The sequence below is a fragment of the Pantoea agglomerans NBRC 102470 genome, assembly GCF_001598475.1.
Classification (GTDB): domain Bacteria; phylum Pseudomonadota; class Gammaproteobacteria; order Enterobacterales; family Enterobacteriaceae; genus Pantoea; species Pantoea agglomerans.
Window position 1 is genome coordinate 18,818 of sequence record NZ_BCZA01000005.1, and the last position, 19,125, is coordinate 37,942.

16 protein-coding genes and 1 pseudogene are annotated in these 19,125 nt (G+C 56.1%); 10 read left to right on the forward strand and 7 right to left on the reverse strand.

Annotation, left to right across the window (positions count from 1 at the left end):
* Positions 1-714: 714 nt before the first annotated feature.
* The 3 genes from fruA to fruB are packed head-to-tail and all read right to left on the reverse strand — an operon-like array spanning position 715 to position 4,509.
* Positions 715-2,427 carry a PTS fructose transporter subunit IIBC gene (gene fruA, locus PAG01S_RS10720; RefSeq protein WP_062758575.1) on the reverse strand — a complete coding sequence of 571 codons (1,713 nt, stop codon included), beginning with the start codon at positions 2,425-2,427 and terminating at the stop codon, positions 715-717.
* Positions 2,428-2,443: 16 nt separating this feature from the next.
* On the reverse strand, positions 2,444-3,382 hold the full coding sequence (gene fruK / locus PAG01S_RS10725) for a 1-phosphofructokinase (RefSeq protein WP_010248301.1): 939 nt from the start codon (positions 3,380-3,382) through the stop codon (positions 2,444-2,446).
* Positions 3,379-4,509, reverse strand: a complete 1,131-nt coding sequence (fruB, locus tag PAG01S_RS10730; RefSeq protein ID WP_010248303.1) for a fused PTS fructose transporter subunit IIA/HPr protein — start codon at positions 4,507-4,509, stop codon at positions 3,379-3,381. Before fruB ends, fruK begins: the two co-directional genes overlap by 4 nt.
* A gap of 312 nt (positions 4,510-4,821) precedes the next feature.
* On the opposite strand from fruB, the pseudogene PAG01S_RS10735 reads away from it, so the two are divergent.
* Positions 4,822-5,058, forward strand: a pseudogene (locus PAG01S_RS10735) (PIN domain-containing protein); the annotation flags it as partial.
* A 39-nt stretch (positions 5,059-5,097) separates the two neighbouring features.
* Here the strand turns inward: PAG01S_RS10735 and PAG01S_RS21680 are convergent.
* Positions 5,098-5,352: a YkgJ family cysteine cluster protein gene (locus PAG01S_RS21680; RefSeq protein WP_031292689.1), complete on the reverse strand. Its 255-nt coding sequence runs from the start codon at positions 5,350-5,352 to the stop codon at positions 5,098-5,100.
* A gap of 343 nt (positions 5,353-5,695) precedes the next feature.
* Here PAG01S_RS21680 and yeiP point away from each other — a divergent pair, with 343 nt between their 5' ends.
* The 9 genes from yeiP (at position 5,696) to yejF (ending at position 16,522) form a co-directional block, all read left to right on the forward strand.
* A complete protein-coding gene (gene yeiP, locus PAG01S_RS10740) occupies positions 5,696-6,268 on the forward strand; it encodes an elongation factor P-like protein YeiP (RefSeq protein WP_003854146.1) in 573 nt (190 codons plus the stop codon).
* Between the two features lie 76 nt (positions 6,269-6,344).
* Positions 6,345-7,313, forward strand: coding sequence for a CobW family GTP-binding protein (locus tag PAG01S_RS10745; RefSeq protein WP_062758578.1), 969 nt, complete (start codon positions 6,345-6,347; stop codon positions 7,311-7,313).
* A 45-nt stretch (positions 7,314-7,358) separates the two neighbouring features.
* Positions 7,359-8,066, forward strand: a complete 708-nt coding sequence (locus tag PAG01S_RS10750) for a phosphatase PAP2 family protein (protein ID WP_010671014.1) — start codon at positions 7,359-7,361, stop codon at positions 8,064-8,066.
* Positions 8,067-8,578: 512 nt separating this feature from the next.
* A complete protein-coding gene (gene mepS, locus PAG01S_RS10755) occupies positions 8,579-9,154 on the forward strand; it encodes a bifunctional murein DD-endopeptidase/murein LD-carboxypeptidase (protein WP_010248316.1) in 576 nt (191 codons plus the stop codon).
* 222 nt (positions 9,155-9,376) lie between these two features.
* A complete protein-coding gene (pdeN, locus tag PAG01S_RS10760; RefSeq protein WP_062758581.1) occupies positions 9,377-10,939 on the forward strand; it encodes a cyclic di-3',5'-guanosine monophosphate phosphodiesterase PdeN in 1,563 nt (520 codons plus the stop codon).
* Positions 10,940-10,983: 44 nt separating this feature from the next.
* Positions 10,984-12,792 (forward strand): extracellular solute-binding protein, encoded by a 1,809-nt coding sequence (locus PAG01S_RS10765; RefSeq protein WP_062758583.1) that lies wholly within the window; start codon positions 10,984-10,986, stop codon positions 12,790-12,792.
* A gap of 11 nt (positions 12,793-12,803) precedes the next feature.
* Positions 12,804-13,898: a microcin C ABC transporter permease YejB gene (locus PAG01S_RS10770; RefSeq protein ID WP_010248326.1), complete on the forward strand. Its 1,095-nt coding sequence runs from the start codon at positions 12,804-12,806 to the stop codon at positions 13,896-13,898.
* Positions 13,895-14,917 (forward strand): ABC transporter permease, encoded by a 1,023-nt coding sequence (locus PAG01S_RS10775; protein WP_022625052.1) that lies wholly within the window; start codon positions 13,895-13,897, stop codon positions 14,915-14,917. The genes PAG01S_RS10770 and PAG01S_RS10775 overlap by 4 nt, the downstream gene beginning before the upstream one ends.
* A complete protein-coding gene (gene yejF, locus PAG01S_RS10780; RefSeq protein ID WP_062758586.1) occupies positions 14,918-16,522 on the forward strand; it encodes a microcin C ABC transporter ATP-binding protein YejF in 1,605 nt (534 codons plus the stop codon). It abuts the gene before it with no gap.
* Here the strand turns inward: yejF and PAG01S_RS10785 are convergent.
* From PAG01S_RS10785 to rsuA, 3 genes are all read right to left on the reverse strand, one after another.
* Positions 16,509-16,829, reverse strand: a complete 321-nt coding sequence (locus PAG01S_RS10785) for a YejG family protein (RefSeq protein ID WP_010248336.1) — start codon at positions 16,827-16,829, stop codon at positions 16,509-16,511. The genes yejF and PAG01S_RS10785 overlap by 14 nt on opposite strands.
* A gap of 294 nt (positions 16,830-17,123) precedes the next feature.
* Positions 17,124-18,320 (reverse strand): Bcr/CflA family multidrug efflux MFS transporter, encoded by a 1,197-nt coding sequence (locus PAG01S_RS10790; protein WP_062758589.1) that lies wholly within the window; start codon positions 18,318-18,320, stop codon positions 17,124-17,126.
* Positions 18,321-18,369: 49 nt separating this feature from the next.
* A complete protein-coding gene (gene rsuA / locus PAG01S_RS10795) occupies positions 18,370-19,089 on the reverse strand; it encodes a 16S rRNA pseudouridine(516) synthase RsuA (RefSeq protein WP_010248342.1) in 720 nt (239 codons plus the stop codon).
* Positions 19,090-19,125 lie beyond the last annotated feature (36 nt).

A 19,125-nucleotide genomic window follows, 5' to 3' on the forward strand; every position in this document is an offset into this window, starting at 1 on the left:
GTGCCGACGAACCGTTCGGGGATCGGCCCTCCCTGGCCGGCCCCGAACTGTCCACGCTTCCCGGCGTGGACTTCTGGCCCACCGTCACCCCTCAGCGCTGCGGATAGCCCTTTCAGCAGCAGAGGCGCTCAGGCCTCCACTCTCGTGCCCTTTTTAACAGTACGCACCAGAAGCTTCAGAGCAGGCCGGTGGCGATCAGGAGCAGGCAATCCGCAGCGCTGAACAGAATGAGTCTGCCAGGAGAGCCCGCAGGACGCGGGCGAAAGGCGGGGCGGCACAGGATGTGCCATCCCCGGCGGTCCGTCAGGCAGGCGAATGAAGTGAAGGAACCGCGCAGCGGCGCGAGGACCGCCAGCCCCTGAGCGGCACCAGACTGCGTTATCACCTGTCGCTTAACTGGCTGGCATGCTCCCTTTTCGTTTAGAGAGAACGCTGGCTCAGGGAGCATACGCCTTCCGTAAAGACGCAAAAAAACGCCATCCCTGGCAGGCGCAGCGCGGGCGATTACGCACCTCATCCCTGAGGTGCGCCCGTAGCCGGGCCAACGCTTTGCGTTGTTCAAAAACGCTCCCGGCTTTTTGTCCATGGCCCGCGATGCTTTACTCCAGGCGTATGCTCCCGTCGCTTTGGCTTCGGGAACCGTCTGTAAAAGCAAACAGGGAGCCATCCGGCTCCCTGTTATTTTCACTTCAGCAAATTATGCACTTCAGCAAATCAGGCTTTCACCAGTTGCTCTTCCGGACGTTTCAGTACCGCATAGCTCAGACCCGCAATCGCAGTACCGATGATGATCGCCATCAGATAGCCGATAACCGGGGTAATCGCGCCAGGGATCAGCAGTACGAACAGTCCACCGTGCGGTGCCATCAGTTTTGCGCCAATTGCCATGGAGATCGCGCCGGTGGTTGCACCGCCAACGATACAGCAAGGCAGAACGCGCATCGGGTCACGGGCGGCAAACGGAATCGCGCCTTCAGAGATAAAGCAGAGACCCAGAACCAGTGCTGCTTTACCACCTTCCTGCTGACCTTTATTGAATTTACGACGGGCAACCAGCGTCGCCAGCCCCATCGCCAGCGGTGGCACCATACCGGCTGCCATAATGGCTGCCATTGGCGCATAGGTCTGCGAACTCAGTAACCCGACGCCAAACGCGTAAGCCACTTTGTTTACCGGACCGCCCATATCGGTACACATCATGCCGCCCAGAATGGCACCCAGCAGGACCGCATTCGCCGTTCCCATGTTGGCCAGCCAGTGCGTCAGGCCGTTCATGATGCCAGCAACCGGTTTACCCACTACGTAGATCATCAGCAGACCGGTGATCAGACTGGCGAACAGGGGAATAATCAGTATAGGTTTCAGCGCTTCCATACTCTGCGGCAGTTTAACTTTGCCGCTGATCAGCTTCGCCGCATAACCGGCAATAAAGCCCGCGATAATACCGCCTAAGAAACCTGCGTTAATGCTGGTGGCGATCATACCGCCAATCAGACCCGGCGTCAGACCCGGACGATCAGCGATGGAGAAGGCGATAAAGCCCGCCAGCACCGGCACCATCAGGGCAAAGGCGCTGCCACCACCAATTTGCATCAGCGCCGCAGCCAGCGTGCCCTGCTCTTTAAACGCCGTGATACCAAAGGCAAACGACAGCGCGATGCTCAGACCACCTGCGACCACCATCGGCAGCATATAAGAAACACCGGTCAGCAGGTGACGATAAGCCCCTGCTCCGCCTTTCTTCTCTTCTTCACTGGAATTGCTCTGTCCGCCAGCCGCCGCTTTGTACGGCTTCGCTTCTGCTACCGCTTTATCCAGCTCCTGCGCAGTTTTCTTCAGCGCCAGACCGGTTGAGGTACGGTACATCGGCTTACCGGCAAATTTCGCCAGGTCGACTTCGATATCAGCTGCGACGATCACCAGATCGGCGGCAGCGACTTCTTCCGGTGTGATCGCGTTACCGGCTCCCACTGAACCACGGGTTTCAACTTTCACCCACCAGCCGCGACGGGTCGCTTCAGCCTGAATGGCCTCGGCAGCCATAAAGGTGTGCGCCACGCCGGTCGGACAGGCGGTCACCGCGACGACGCGTTTCTGCGCGCCAGCCTGAGCCGGTGCAGCAGGTGCGCCTGCTGCAGGTGTTGCTACCGCAGCCGGAGCCTGCCAGGTTTTCGCTTCTGCTTTCGCGCGGTTCAGGAAGGTTTCTGGCTCACGTACTGCCAGCTGGATATCGCCCAGCCAGACCGCTTTGCCGTTCAGCGCCGCATCGTCCGGCACGTTTTTACCCAGCACAATCACCAGTTCAGCGTCGGCAGGATTATCAGTCAGGGTCAGGCCCGCCGCAGCGGCGGCAGCCGCCAGACGTTGTTGCGCCATGTATGCGGAAGCCAGTCCCAGTGTAGGGTCTTTAATCAGCAGCGTTTTCATTATCGCTCTCCTGCTGTCAGTTAACGGGTTGTAAGTCGACGCGCGCCATCATTGCGGCCAACTGAGTACGATCGGAAACGCCAACATTGCTCTGGCTGACGGCCATCGCCGCCACGGCAGTCGCAAGACGCAGCGTGTGTTCGCTGGATTCGCGCATCAGCAGGCCATAAATCAGGCCACCAACCATTGAGTCGCCTGCACCCACGGTGCTGACCACTTCGCACACCGGCGGTTTAGCGATCCATTCGCCAGAAGCGTTGACCCACAGAGCACCTTCTGCGCCCAGCGAAATCACCACATGGGCGATACCCTGCTCGCGCAGTTCGTGCGCAGCGCCAATCACATCCTGCAGGGTTGGCAGTTTGCGACCGGCCCAGATTTCCAGCTCACGTCGGTTAGGTTTAACCAGCCACGGTGCCGCCTTCAGTCCTGCCACCAGCGCCTCGCGGCTGCTGTCAAAGATGATGCATGGGCAGTGGGTGCGAAGTTCGGTCATCCAGCGGGTAAAGGCATCGTGGTCGACGCCCTCAGGCAGGCTACCGCTGACGCAGACCATATCGAACTGGCCCAGCCAGGTCAGAGAATCGGTAGTAAAACGATCCCAGTCCTGCGCCGTCACCTGAAAACCGGAGAAATTCAGATCGGTGACGTCACCGGTCTGTTCAGTGAGTTTAACGTTGATACGGGTACGGCCAGGCACGACATGGAAACGGTTGGCTATGCCCAGCTCACTGAACAACTGCTGGAAACCGTCCTGATTCTCTTTCCCCATGAAGCCACCGACGGTGACATCGATACCCAGATCTTTAAGTACTTTGGCTACGTTGATGCCCTTGCCCGCAGCATGCAGCCCGGTGGTTTTCACCAGGTTAACTTCGCCACGTTCAATTTCAGGGGTATATCCCACCAGGTCATACGCCGGATTCAGCGTAATGGTGGCGACGCGTCTGCTCATGATGCCCCCTCACCCAGACCACTGGTGATCGCTTCTTCAATCGCGTTCAGTGCCTGCTGTGCATCTTCACCGCTGGCGGTGAAGCGCAGGCGATGGCCTTTCTTCACGCCCAGCGCAACCACTTTCATCAGGCTGCGGCCATTAGCGGGTTTGCCGCTGCCGTCGAGATTGGTCACGGTAATGTCGCTGTTGAACTGCTTGATCACGCTAACCAGCGCCGTGCCCGGACGGGCGTGCAGGCCGTGTTCGTTGCGAATGGTAAATTCAGCCGTCAGCACGTCAGCCTGCTCATCGACTTCGCTGGTGAGCAGTGCGTAAACGCCTGCAGCATCCGCTTTCAACAGACGATCCGCTTTGCCCTGCTGCAGCAATGCGCTGAGGTAACCCAGCACTTCCAGCGGACGTTCATCGGTCGCCGAAACGCTGATTAACATCGCAGCCGATTCGCCCTGATGGTCGAAGGCATGTTCAGCGCGGCTTATAGCCACGCCGCTGCGCAGGTTGCCGAGGCTGCTGTCGCTGAGCCAGATGCCCTGACCCAGATTCAGCGGAGGCGTTGAAACCACGTCTGCGACGTAACTGGCATCCACCACACCAGCGGACTGCAGCCGACCGGCGTTCATCGCCTGTAAGGTGATCAGATCGCTGGCAGCCACGTTGAGCGTGATTAATGAGGTGTCGAAGCTGAATTCAGCGGCTTGTTTCTCGCCCATCAGCAACGCACGAAGATCTTCAGCAGAGGCGGTTTTTAGCTGTTCTGCAATGGTGTCATCGCTCAGCACATGGGTCAGCTGACGCAGCAGCGCCAGATGTTCATCCGACTTAGCGGCAATCCCGATGGCAACATAGGCTGTCTGATCGTCACCCCAGGCAATGCCCTGCGGAAACTGGAAAACCTGAACGCCGGTTTTCAGCACCAGATCGCGGGTATCGGTGGTGCCATGAGGGATTGCGATGCCGTTGCCAAGAAAGGTTGAGGTCTGCTGTTCGCGCGCCAGCATGCCGTTGACGTACCCTTCGGTCACATTGCCCGCCGCGGTTAACGCGGCAGCAACCTGACGAATGGCCTCTTCTTTATTCTGGGCGCTGGCTCCGGTATGGATGGCCTGCAATTCGAGCTGGAACATAATTCTCCTCGCTTGCTGAGATTGAATCGTTTCAGCTAGTGGGAAAGTTTTTACGCCATGCTGAGAAAAACAGATGGCGCAGTCACCGCTGAAACGTTTCAGGGATTGTGGTACAGCCGCTTTCGCCAGGCAAGAAAATGCGCAAACGGCGTAGCAGATTTTTGACGTTACGCACATTTCGGGCAGGTTTAGGGGATTAGCGGGCGAACAGGCTGACGCTGCTGCTGTAAAGTGAGAATGGGTGGACAGAAAAACTTCAGCAGCGTCAGCGCCTCAGGGCGCGGTATCCGCTTCGGTTTACAGCAGATACGTTTGCAATTGGTGGATGCATTCTGCGCACGTCCTGATGCTGTGCTTTCATGGGATCGCGCAGCGGTAGATGCAACCACTGAAATTAAAGCGGCGCTGGCTGCTGCCGGAACGCCCATTGGTCCCAACGACACCGCGATTGCCGGGCATGCCATTGCGGCCAGGGCTATTCTGGTGACCAATAACACACGCGAGTTTGAACGGGTACCCGGATTGCAGCTGGAAGAGTGGGTCAGCTAACCGCTGACGCTGGATTGAATCTAAGCAGTGGGAGGGTTCTCAGGCACGTGTGCTGGCTTCAAGCTCAATCAGGTAGGTCATGGCTGAGGTACGGTCTGTAAGACACATATCAACTGAAGGTTGCAGACTTCCACATACTTTCGGCCTTAAATCTGAACCGAAAATCATGCACAAATTTTCATCCGATAACTGAATGCATCGGACATTCGCGGGTTTACCCTGCGGCATTCCGGGGATGGGGCTGGAGATTGACGGCGCGATGCAGCAGGCTCCACAATCAATACGACACTGCATTAACACCTCTTACGCGACCTTCAGGATACAACAGACAGTAACAGAACCTCAGAGGGAGCGACACCACACCCTTCAGCTCTTAACTTCCTGCTTAAATCGTTCACTGTCACCCATGCCAGAAATCGGTGAAGATATAGATGACGCTGTGCAACAGGCACCGCCCTGGCTACGGCATTGCATGCTGTGCTCCGGCAGAGAAAGTCGCGGCGACAATAGCAGTCCGGGGCGGCAATTGCCATGAAAGCCGCGGCCTGAGACAAAATTTCACGCCGGTGATATTGCCAGTTTTCATCGGCGCGAGTAACGTTGCGCGCACTTCACTCTCAAGATAGCGAGAACAGCAATGCCAAAAGCCAATGAAATCAAAAAAGGGATGGCCGTCACGCACAACGGTAAACTGCTGCTGGTTAAAGATATTGATGTCCAGAGCCCCAGCGCACGCGGTGCCGCCACCCTGTATAAAATGCGCTTTACCGATGTCCGCACCGGCTTAAAAGTGGAAGAGCGCTTCAAAGGCGACGAGATTATTGATGCGATTTCGCTCAGCCGTCGCAGCGTAACCTTCTCTTATATAGATGGTGACGAATATATTTTTATGGATGATGAGGATTACACCCCCTACTCCTTTAAACAGGAGCAGATTGAAGAGGAGCTGCTGTTTATCCCTGAAGGCGGTATCCCTGGCATTCACGTGCTGACGATGGAAGGTCAGGTGCTGGCGCTGGAACTGCCACAAACCGTGGATATGGAGATTGTTGATACCTCACCAGGCATTAAAGGTGCTTCCGCCAGCGCCCGTACCAAACCCGCCGGTATGAGTACAGGCCTCTCGATCCAGGTACCGGAATACCTCAGCAACGGTGACCGCATCCGCATCCACATTGCTGAACGCCGCTATATGGGCCGCGCAGACTAAATCAGAAGCCTGCTGCCGATCATGATAGTGTTATATTATTACATTATCACGTTATTCCCCGGCAGGAGTCACTCCCATGACACGCGTTAATCTGATTACCGGTTTTTTGGGCAGCGGCAAAACCACGCTACTCTGCCATCTGCTGGCTGCCAGGCCGTCCGGGGAAAACTGGGCGGTGCTGGTAAATGAATTTGGCGAGATCGGGATCGACGGCACCCTGCTGGCCGATCGCGGTGCCACGCTGAAAGAGATCCCCGGCGGCTGCCTGTGCTGTGTGAATGGCCTGCCGATGCAGGTCGGGCTGAATATGCTGCTGAAGAGTAAACCCGATCGGCTGCTGATCGAGCCAACCGGCCTGGGCCATCCTCGTCAGGTGCTGGAGATGTTGAGTGCGCCCGTCTATCAGTCGTGGCTGCAACTGAATGCCACACTAACGCTGCTGGATGCGCGTCAGCTGGCCAATCCTCGTATCGTTGCCAATGAAAACTTCCGCGATCAGCTGGCTGCCGCCGACCTTGTCATCGCTAATAAGCGCGACTGCTGGGATCAGGCGGATAGTCAGCGCCTGGCTGACTGGCAGCAGCAGATGCAGCCTGCGCGCCCTCTGATAGAGACAGAATTTGGTCAGATCCCCCTTTCCCTGCTGGATACACCCCGGCAGCCGCGCGAGCTTCCCGTGCCGCAGCACCATCATTCGTCGGGTCCCACCAGCGGTCTGGCGGCGTTGCGACTGAATGGCGAGGCGCGCTGGCGTCGGGCGCTGAACCACGGACAGGGCTATAGCGCCTGCGGCTGGCTGTTTGATGGTGATACGCTGTTCGACAGCGGCACGCTGCTGGAATGGGTTCGGCAGGCGCCGGTAGATCGCGTTAAAGGAGTGATGCGCACGAAAGAAGGCGCTCTGCGTATCAATCGCCAGGCAAATGAGCTGCAGAGTGAAACACTCCCCTCACCGCCATCCGATAGCCGCATTGAGATCATTCATTCTCAACAGGCTGACTGGAATCGTCTACAATCGGCATTGTTGAAGTGCCGTTTACGCTGACAGAGGTATTGTCGGCGGTTATTTTTAATAATAATGAGTTTAACTATGCGCGTAACTCGCCTTATTACTATCCTGCTGCTTAATGCACTGGGCGTGGTGCTATTTCTGTCATGGTATCTGCCCCCGGAACATGGCTTCTGGTTCGGCGTCGATAAATCTATTTTCTTTGGCTTCAATAGCCAGATGGTGACCCATCCGCTGTTCGCGCTGATCGTCGCTATCACGAATTACCGTGGTTTTGATGCGGTGTCATTGCTGGCGATGGGTCTGCTTTACCTGTCGATCTGGCGGCGCGAAACGCCACAGGCGCAGCGCCGGATGCTGGCAATCGGCATCACCATGCTGCTGACCGCCGTCGTTCTCAATCAGCTGGGCCATTTATTGCCGGTTAAACACTCCAGTCCGACACTGTTCTTCGAGAACGTGCATCGCGTCAGTGAACTGACCGGTATTCCCGCTAAAGATGCTTCGAAAGATAGCTTCCCTGGCGACCACGGTATGATGCTGATCATTTTCGCCTGCTTTATCTGGCGTTATTTTGGTTTCAGCCGCTTTTTAATTGCCACGGCTATTGTGGTGATATTTTCACTGCCACGCATCATGGCCGGTGCGCACTGGTTTACCGATGTTGCCGTCGGTTCAATGTCGGTGGTATTAGTGGGTCTGAGCTGGTGGCTATTAACGCCAGCCAGTGACGTATTGGTTAACTGGTTTTATCGCAAATTGCCGGGTAAATATAAGCCCGTGACGTAAATGTTAAGCGCGGGCGATTTAAACCCCTGGTTTGAACCGCCCGTGCTTATAAAAAACACCCCATCACTATTAGCCTGCTAATTAAATCCACGAAAAGAAAAGGTTATGACCCTGCTGGCAGGTTAAATAGTCGCCAATATCCTCTGTCAATAAAGAAAACTCTAAAAATAGCGGCTATGCCCCGAATTAGCCCCCCTTTAACTCCCTGTTCTCACCATCATTTGACCACAATTGTAGCTAAAGTAGTCAGTGTGTTACGGTTTGATTTCACATCAAAAAAACCTATATGAAATTGATTAAAAGCACTCGCCACGGCGTCTGTAATCAGTTAACCTCAGTCGCAGTGAGGCAAAAGCGGCAGAAAATTCGGATTTTTTACCGTTAAAATGTGTCCATTAACACATTTTAGTAATTAAGGATTTGTCTTAGTCTGTTTCGCTTATTAATCTCCCTGTTTTGTCATCTGGCTGGCGACAATCTTGTCGTAAGGAAATCGAAGGAAAACCCGAATAATGGTCAAGTCTCAACCAATACTGAGATATATCTTGCGGATCGTGCCCGCAGTGGCGCTGGCAACACTCCTCTCAGCTTGTAGCAGTACCCATAGCAGTCAAAACGCGAATAACGAGAATCATGAAGTTAACAACCACAATGGTTTTTTACTTCAGGCGTCTCAGGATGAGTTTGAAGAAATGGTGCGTAATGTCGACGTTAAGTCGCGCATCATGGAACAATACGCCGTCTGGAAAGGTGTGCGCTATCGCCTCGGTGGCGATACCAAACGCGGGATCGATTGTTCCGCCTTTGTACAACGCACCTTCCGCGATCAGTTTGGCTTAGAATTACCGCGTTCTACCTCGCAGCAGCAGGACACCGGTAAAGAGATTACCCGCAGTAAACTGCGTCCCGGCGATCTGGTGATGTTCCGTGCAGGCTCTACGGGCCGTCACGTTGGCATCTATCTTGGCAACGATAACTTCGTTCATGCCTCGACCAGCAGTGGCGTGATGATCTCCAGTCTGAATGATGATTACTGGAAAAAGCGCTACCGTGAAGGACGCCGTGTATTAAGTCGTAACCCGACCTGATAACCACTTTCGATCTTCTCTCAGCCAGAGAACATGAAACGCTGCTTATGCAGCGTTTTTTTTCGCCTTTAATCATTTTTACCAGCAGTTATATAAGACAAAAGCATTCTGATTCAGATTAATAGCAAGACATTTCCCGCCGTCTCGTTATATTCTCGGTCGCTTAAACCGAAGCCGTCGTGCGCAATAACATAATAATAATTTGATTAGGGGAAGCTCCTCATGCCACTGTCGGGGGCGCTACGGCGCCATGCCACCTATCCTCGCCGTATCGCATGGAGTAGTGCGATGGCTGGCGGCTTATTCTTTCTGTTATTTGCTGCACTCTCGCTTCACCAGACCTGGCAGAAGCGCGAACGACAGCATCAGCAACTGCTGGAGAACAGCCGCACGGCATTGCAGCAAACGCTCTCCAGCCTGATTAACAGTACTCTCAGTCCCCTGCTTCCGTTTACCCACACTGCCTGCAATACCATCAATCGTGAACTTACCTCACGCGCCGCCTTTGCCGGAAATCTTCGTGCCATCCTGCTGGTTAAAGAAGGTAATGCCTTTTGCTCCTCGGCCACCGGCAGTTTTAATCTGCCGCTCAATGTAATTGCGCCCCTGAGTGATATTTCGCGTGATATCGATCTGCAGCTGATGCCGGGCACGCCGTTGCAGCCCAATAAACCGGCGCTGGCGTTGTGGATCAAAAATCCCGGCAGCCTGCAGTCAGGCGTTTTCGCGACGCTGAATATTACCCTGGCACCCTATCAGCTGCTGGCGTCCGGGCATCCGGAAATCACCGGTATGGCACTGGTGGCACAACGCAGTGCCTTAACCAGCTGGCAATCCGTCGTCATGCAGAATAAAAACCTGCCGACGCCGCTGCACCGGCAGACGCTGACAGGCTATCCGCTGCAGTTTGTGTTGTACGGTTCCACTCTGGCGTTCAGCGATTATCAGAATATCCTGCTGAGCGGCCTGCTACTGTCGCTGCTGGTTTCAGGCGCTTGCTGGCTGCTGTTGTCGGTTTATAAGCGCCCTGGTAAAGAGCTGATTCGGGGCATGAAGCGCGGTGAATTTCACGTCGAATATCAGCCGCTGGTCACCTCCCATGATGGTCAGCCGTATGGGATGGAAGCGTTACTGCGCTGGACCCACCCGACGAAAGGCCCGATTCCGCCCGATGTGTTTATTCACTATGCCGAGGCGCAGAACCTGATTATTCCCCTGACCCGACATCTGTTTCAGCTGGTTTCCCGTGATGCCCACCTGCTGTGTCATACCATTCCCCGTCATGCCTGCCTCAGCCTCAACATTTCGCCCCTGCATCTGGCTGACAGCGGTTTCCGTCAGGATGTGCTGCGCTGGCTTGATACTATGCCTGCGGACCACTTTACTTACGTGTTTGAGATCACCGAGCGAGCCATGGTGCGCGACGAAAACGTTGGAGAACTGTTTGACTGGCTGCATCAGCAGCAGATCCATATCGCCATTGATGATTTCGGTACCGGTCACAGCGCGCTGATCTATCTGGAACGTTATGACTTTGATTATCTGAAAATTGATCGCGGCTTTGTTCAGAGCATCGGTACGGATAGCCTGACCTCGCCGGTGCTCGATACCGTGCTGCAGCTGGCGAAGAAGCTGAACCTGAAAAGTGTGGCCGAAGGGGTAGAAACCGGCGAGCAGGCTGCCTGGCTGATTAATCGCGGTGTGACCCATCTGCAGGGTTACATCTTCAGCCGTCCGCTGCGGCCGGAAACGCTGATAGACTATTTCCGGCGTCATAACGCCTGACACTACCTGGCCCGAATCGCGCCAGACATCTGACAGGAGAGTGCATGCTGTTTCGTTCCGGACTTCTGCTGCTGTGCAGCCTGCTCAGCGCCCCGCTGCTGGCGGCCTCTGTCCAGCAAAGCTACGCGTTCACCCAGGCCGGTGAAGCGAAATATCCGCCCGGCTTCAGCCATTACGACTACGCCGATCCCCGCGCACCCAAAGGTGGCAGCATCACCATGGCGGTGGTGGGCACTTACGACAACTTCAACCGCTACGCTTCTCGCGGTAATCCGGGCATTAACACCGGCACGCTTTATGATGGACTTTACACCAGCTCAGACGATGAACCTGGCAGTTATTATCCGCTGATTGCCGAGTCAGCGCGCTACGCCAGCGATTTTACATGGATTGAGATCCGCCTTAATCCCCGCGCCCGTTTTCAGAATGGCACACCCATCACCGCCCGCGACGTGGCGTTCACCTATCAGAAATTCATGACCGAGGGCGTGCCTCAATTTCGCGTCGCCTACCGTGGCGTGACCGTTAAAGCGCTGAACGATCTCACTGTACGCATCGAGGCACAGAAGCCGGATAAAGATCTGCTGCTTGGCTTACTGACGCTGCCGGTTATCGCAGAGTCGTTCTGGCGCGATAAGAAGTTTAATGAGCCGTTAAGCGAGCCACCCTTGTCGAGCGGACCCTATCGCATCACTCGCTGGAAGCTGGGACAGTTTATTGAGTTCAGCCGGGTAAAAGATTACTGGGCCGCTGATCTGCCGGTCAATCGCGGACGCTTTAATTTTGATCTAATGCGCTATGACTACTATCTCGATGACAATGTGGCATTTGAAGCCTTCAAGGCGGGTGCTTACGATCTGCGTGAAGAGACATCGGCAAAGAAATGGGCCACTCAGTATCGTGGCCGCAATTTTGACGATGGCAGCATCGTTAAAGAGACCACGCCTAACGATGCCGCTATCGATACCCGCTGGCTGGCATTCAACAATGAAAAACCGCTGTTCCAGGATCGCCGCGTGCGTCAGGCGCTGTCACTGATGTTCGATTTCGAGTGGATGAACAAGGCGCTCTATTACGGTGCCTGGCAGCGCGCCAGCAGCTATTTCCAGAACACGGCGTATGCGGCCAGCGGCGTGCCGGATGCACAGCAGCAGGCCCTGCTTGAACCCTGGCGCGCGCAACTGCCACCTGAGCTTTTCAGCCAGCCTTATCAGCCACACAAAACCGACGGCAGCGGCTATGACCGCGCCAGCCTGTTAAAAGCGTCTGACCTGCTGAAACAGGCGGGCTGGCAGATAAAAAATCGCCGTCTGATCAATGATAAAACCGGTCAGCCGTTTACCATAGAACTCCTGCTGCGCGGTGGCACCAATACCGACTGGGCGTTACCGTTCCAGCACAATCTTTCCCGGCTTGGCATTACGCTGAACCTGCGGCAGATCGATAATTCACAGTATCTGCGGCGCTGGCGCGAAGGCGACTATGACATGATTGCCACGGTCTATGGGGCGATGCCGATCCCGACCTCCAGTCTGCAGATCCTGTGGCAGTCTGACTTTATCGCCTCATCGTGGAATACCGCGCGGGTCAAAGAGCCTGTAGTCGATCATTTCGTGAAACAGATTGTGGCGCATCAGGGTGATCCCGCCGCGCTGCGGCCGCTGGCCCAGGCGCTGGACCGGGTGCTGCTGTGGAATGCGTATATGATCCCGATGTGGTACAACGCAGAGCAGCGGCTGGCGTACTGGGATAAGTTTTCTCACCCTGCCCGCAAGCCAGCCTACAGCGTCGGACTGGAAAACTGGTGGTACGACACAAACAAAGCCGGACGCCTGCCGGCCAGCAAACGCTAAGGAGATCACCGTTGGCCGCTTACTTTCTGCGCAGATTGCTGCTGATCATCCCAACGTTATGGGCGATCATCACGCTTAATTTTTTTATCGTGCAAATCGCGCCCGGCGGACCGGTCGATCAGGCGCTGGCTAACATTCAGTTTGGTCAGACAACCGGTCTGCCCGGCAGTGGCGCAGACAGCGCCGGTTCACGCGCCAGCGTCAGTCATCTCAATCCTGCCGATAATCAGTATCGTGGCGCACGCGGGCTGGATCCCGAAGTGATTGCTGAGATTAAACAGCGTTACGGTTTCGATAAACCTCTCTGGCAGCGTTACGGCGAGATGCTGTGGAATTATCTGCGTCTGGATTTTGGCGACAGCCTGTTTCGCAGTGCCTCGGTAATCGGGCTGATCAAAGAGAGCCTGCCGGTTTCGATCAGTCTGGGATTATGGAGCACACTGATCATCTACCTTGTGTCGATCCCGCTGGGGATCCGCAAAGCGGTGCGCAATGGCAGCGCTTTCGATGTCTGGAGCAGCGCTTTTATTATCATTGGCTACTCCATCCCGGCTTTTCTGTTCGGCATCATGTTAATCGTGCTATTTGCCGGTGGCAGCTATCTGGACTGGTTTCCGCTGCGCGGGCTCACCTCTGCGCAGCACGACACACTGCCCTGGTATGGCAAAGTGCTGGACTACTTCTGGCATATCGCCCTGCCGGTGCTGGCGACAGTGATCGGTGGCTTCGCCACGCTGACCATGCTGACGAAAAACGCGTTTCTGGATGAGATCCGCAAGCTCTATGTGGTGACTGCGCGCGCCAAAGGGGTGCCGGAGCGCCGTATTCTCTATCACCATGTGTTTCGCAATGCGATGCTGCTGGTGATCGCCAGCTTCCCCGCCACCTTTATCAGCATGTTCTTTACCAGCTCGGTGCTGATCGAGGTCATGTTCTCGCTCAACGGGCTTGGACTACTCGGCTATGATGCGACTCTGCAACGTGACTATCCGGTGATGTTTGGCACGCTCTATATTTTTACGCTGATAGGTTTGCTGATGAATATTCTCAGTGATCTCACCTATACGCTGGTCGATCCGCGCATCGATTTCGGGAGCCGCTCATGAGGCTCTCTCCGCTGAATCAACAGCGCTGGCAGCGCTTTCGCCATAACCGGCGCGGCTACTGGTCGCTGTGGATCTTTCTGATCATCTTTCTGCTGTCGATGGGTGCCGAACTGATTGCCAATGACAAGCCACTGCTGGTGCATTACCAGCAGCGCTGGACAGTACCGCTGCTGTTTGACTACAGCGAAACCGACTATGGCGGCGCACTGGCGACAGCGGCGGATTATCAGGATCCCTGGCTGCGGCAGCGCATTGAGCAGAATGGCTGGGCCATATGGGCACCGATTCGTTTCAGCGACAGCACCATCAATTTTGCCACCGAGGTGCCCTTCCCCTCTCCGCCCTCTGCGCAAAACTGGCTCGGCACGGATGCCAACGGCGGCGACGTGATGGCACGCCTGCTCTATGGCACGCGCATTTCTCTGCTGTTCGGACTGATGCTGACGCTCTTCTCCAGCGTCATCGGGATTGTAGTCGGCGCGGTGCAGGGCTATTTCGGCGGCAGGATTGACCTGATTGGGCAGCGGCTGATTGAAGTCTGGTCCGGCATGCCTGCGCTGTTTCTGCTGATTCTCCTCTCCAGCGTGATCCAGCCGGGTTTCTGGTGGCTGCTGCTGGTCACCGTGGCTTTCGGCTGGATGAGCCTGGTCAGCGTGGTCCGGGCCGAGTTTCTGCGTACCCGAAACTTTGATTACATCCGTGCGGCGCAGGCGCTGGGGGTTAGCGACGGCCGGATTATGCTGCGCCACATGCTGCCAAATGCCATGGTCGCCACCCTGACCTTTCTGCCATTTATTCTGTGCGGATCGATTACCACGCTGACCTCACTCGACTTTCTCGGCTTTGGCCTGCCGCTGGGTTCGCCCTCGCTGGGCGAGTTACTGCTGCAGGGCAAAAATAACCTGCAGGCACCCTGGTTAGGCCTGGCGGGCTTTTTCACCCTGGCGATCCTGCTTTCGCTGCTGATTTTTATTGGCGAAGCGGTACGCGACGCTTTTGATCCGGGCAAAGGAGCCTGAATGAACACGCCATTGCTTGCCATCAATCATCTCTCGGTCGCCTTTCGTCAGGGCGAGACGCTTCGCCAGGTGGTGAATGACGTTTCACTGCGCATCGACGCGGGCGAAACGCTGGCGCTGGTGGGCGAGTCGGGTTCCGGTAAGAGCGTCACGGCACTGTCGGTGATGCGACTGCTGCATGAGGCTGCGGTCGTTTATCCCAGCGGGGAGATTCTGTTTAACGGTGAAGATCTGCTGCGCGCGCGCGAGCAGCGCCTGCGCGGGATTCGCGGCAACCAGATCGCGATGATTTTTCAGGAGCCGATGGTATCGCTTAATCCGCTGCACACCGTGGAGAAGCAGCTGTATGAAGTGCTGTCGCTGCATCGCGGGCTGCGTCGTCCGGCGGCACGCGGTGAAATTCTCAGCGTGCTTGATCGGGTCGGAATACGACAGCCCGCCACCCGGCTCAATGATTTCCCCCACCAGCTCTCGGGTGGGGAACGTCAGCGGGTGATGATCGCTATGGCATTGCTGACCGAACCTCAGTTGCTGATTGCCGATGAGCCGACCACCGCGCTGGATGTAACGGTACAGGCGCAGATCCTGACGCTGCTTCGTGAACTGCAGCGGGAGCTGAATATGGGCATGCTGTTTATCACCCATAACCTGAATATCGTGCGTCAGCTGGCGGATAACGTTAGCGTGATGCGCAATGGTCACATCGTCGAACAGAACCGCTGCCAGGTCCTGCTGAATCAGCCGCAACACCCTTACAGCCAGCAGTTGCTGGCCGCCGAACCGGAAGGAAAAGCGCTGCCGCTGCCCGCAGACGCGCCGGTCATTCTTCGGGTCGATGATCTTCAGGTCAGCTTTCCGCTGCGGCGCGGGCTGTTCCGCCGGCAGACCGGTGAGAAACAGGTGCTCTCCGGGCTGAGCTTCAGCCTGCGACGCGGCGAAAGCCTGGGGCTGGTCGGCGAGTCTGGTTCAGGTAAAAGCACTACCGGGCTGGCACTGCTGCGGCTGATTGCCTCGCGCGGCGAAGTCTGGTTTGACGGCCAGCCGCTGCATCAGCTGTCACGTCGTCAGTTATTGCCGCTGCGTCAGCGCATTCAGGTGGTGTTTCAGGATCCCAACTCATCCCTGAATCCGCGTATGACAGTGCAGCAGATCATTGCGGAAGGCCTGGCGGTGCATCAGCCAGAACTTAGCCGTGCGCAACAGGAGCAGCGGGTCATCGCGGTGATGGCGGAGGTGGGGCTGGAAGCGGAAAGTCGCCATCGTTATCCGGCCGAATTTTCGGGCGGTCAGCGACAGCGTATTGCCATTGCGCGGGCACTCATTCTGGAGCCGGAGCTGCTGGTGCTGGATGAACCGACCTCATCGCTGGATCGCACGGTGCAGAAGCAGATTCTGACGCTGTTGCGCCGCTTACAGCAGCAGCGGCAGCTCAGCTATCTGTTTATCAGTCACGATCTGGATGTGGTGCGCGCCCTGTGCCACCAGCTTATTGTGCTGCGTCAGGGAGAAGTGGTGGAACAGGGAGAGTGTGAAAGGTTGTTTGCTTCACCCGCGGCCGGGTATACCCGCGAGCTGCTGCAGTCGGCGCAACTCAACCTGCGATAAAAGTCTCGGCAATCGCTACGCCCTGATTTTTCAGGCAGCAGTTGGTGGCGCTTTCGTCACGACGCTGAATGAACAGGCAGGGCTGTCCTTCGCACTCGGCCACTTTACAATCGACCTGAATATCCGCCAGAACCTCTTTTAGCTGCTGAAGGATCTCCCACGCCGGAATGCCGTCATGGCTGATCAATCGCAGCGCAACGAAATCCTGCTCGTCCAGCGTGGTGTCATCGGATTCGATAGCACTGTGGTGATCGCTAGCCCATCGAAAATGCTGTGGCAGACGATGCACAATCGAAAGTTGCAGCATAGTTTACTCTCCCCGGATGAGTTTATGTCGCAACACAAAGCAGCCCAGCTGGAAGCGGCCTGATAACCGCTGAGTCCGGACAGGGTTTAATGGCCCGTCCGTGTGGATTGCAGAAGCGCATTTTTTGCGACTCACATCGCACTTCAGCCTATATGTACCGCGTTCACACGCCGTTAACAATCATTTTAGCTGCATTGTGATTACTTTTTTAACTAAATATTTTCACAATATCGAAACAAAGTCAGGAGGCGTGCAAGTCGGCAGGTCATTGCAGAGGGAAACCACTGCGCCCGATTACCGGGACGCAGTGCGGGGACGTGAAGCGTAGAAAAAGAGCAGCAGAGAGATTGTCGCGCACAGTGCAATCGTGCCGACCATTGGCCAGGCGCTGTTGAAACTCACCAGCGACAGCAGTGCGCCAACAAATGCCCCGACGCCAAAACGCAGGGTGCCCGCCAGCGACGATGCCGTACCCGCCATATGCGGAAACTCATCCAGAATCACCGCCATCGCATTCGATGAGACCATCGACACGCAACCGATAAACATCGCGATCCCCATCACCAGCGGCAAAAAGCCGAGGCTGAAGGCGCTGACCAGCAGCAACCAGACCCCCATACAGAACTGTATCAGCAGTCCCATCCGGAACATCGCCACCGGGCCAAAGCGGCGCACGGCGCGGCTGTTAATCAGCGTCAGGACAAACAGAAACACCACATTGAGGCCAAAGTAGTAACCAAAGTTTTGCGGTGAAACGTGATTCAGTTCGATGTAAACAAAGGGGCCGGCATTGAGAAAGGTAAACAGCCCGGCAAAGGAGAAACCGCTCGACAGCATGTAACTGAACGCGCGTTTGTGGCGAAACAGAGTTACGAAATTGCCGAGCGTAGTACGCAGATGAAAGCGCTGTCGCTGCTCCGGCTTCAGGGTTTCACGGATCTGCGTGGTCACCAGCACGGTCGTGACTAACGCCGCGCCCGCGAGCGCCCAGAAGATGGCGTGCCAGCTCCAGAGCACCAGCAGCCAGCCGCCGATGATCGGCGCCAGCAGCGGCGCAATGGTGGTAATCAGCATCACAAAGGACATCATGCGGGAGAAGTCCTCTTTCGAGTAACTGTCACGCATTAACGCATTGATCACCACACTGGCTGCGGCAGCCGACAGTCCATGCAGAAAGCGCATCGTAATCAGCTGATCGATGGTTTGCGACAGCGCACAGGCCGCGGCAGCGCAGGCAAAGATCAGGGTCCCGAGCGCAATCACCGGCTTACGCCCATAGCTGTCTGCCAGCGGCCCATAGATCAGCTGCCCAATCGCGAAGCCAAGAATGTAGAGGTTGAGCGACATCTGCACGCTACCGGCTGAAACGCCAAATTCGCGTGCAATCTGCGGCATGGCGGGCAGATACATGTCGATCGACAACGGCATCAGCATGGCTAACAGACCGAGGATGACCACCAGTCCTGTTGGCGAATTCTTTTCCTTACGCACACCCTCTCCTGCCCTTATGGTCGTGATGCGGGCCGCCGGGCCCGTCCGGTTATTTTGTCTGCAGCTCTTTCGGCAGACCGATGCTGGCGATCTCTTCTTCTGTCAGCGCACGATATTCGCCCGGTTCCAGATCGGCGTCCAGTACGATGTCACCGATGCGCTCGCGATGCAGCTCAAGGACCCGATTGCCTACTGCCGCAAACATCCGTTTTACCTGATGATAACGGCCTTCGCTCAGTGTCAGCCGGACGTCTGTCGGGGTGATCACCTCCAGCTGTGCCGGTTTAGTCAGGCTCTTCTCATTGTGCAGCTGCACGCCCGCCGTAAACTGCGCGGCGGTATCGTCACTGACCGGTGATTCCAGGGTCACACGGTAGGTTTTCTCGCAGTGATGACGTGGCGAGGTAATACGGTGTGACCACTGGCCATCATCTGTCAGCAGCACCAGTCCGGTGGTGTCGATATCAAGACGCCCCGCCGCGTGCAGTTTGAATGACATCGGTTCTTCAATGAAATAGATGATGGTGGGATGATCGGGATCGTCGGTTGAGCAGACGTAACCCTGCGGTTTGTTCAGCATAAAGTAGCGTGGACCAGTCTGCATCTGCAGTACGTTGCCGTCATAGACGACTTCGTGGTCGGGCAGCAGTTTAAACGCGGTATCGCGTACGATTTCCCCGTTAACGGTGACACGCTGGCCACGGATCTCGCGATGGGCGATGGCGCGGCTGATTTCCAGTTGCTGAGAGATGAATTTGTCGAGTCGCATGAATTCGTTTTGCCTGTTACTGCGGAGGGAATCTGA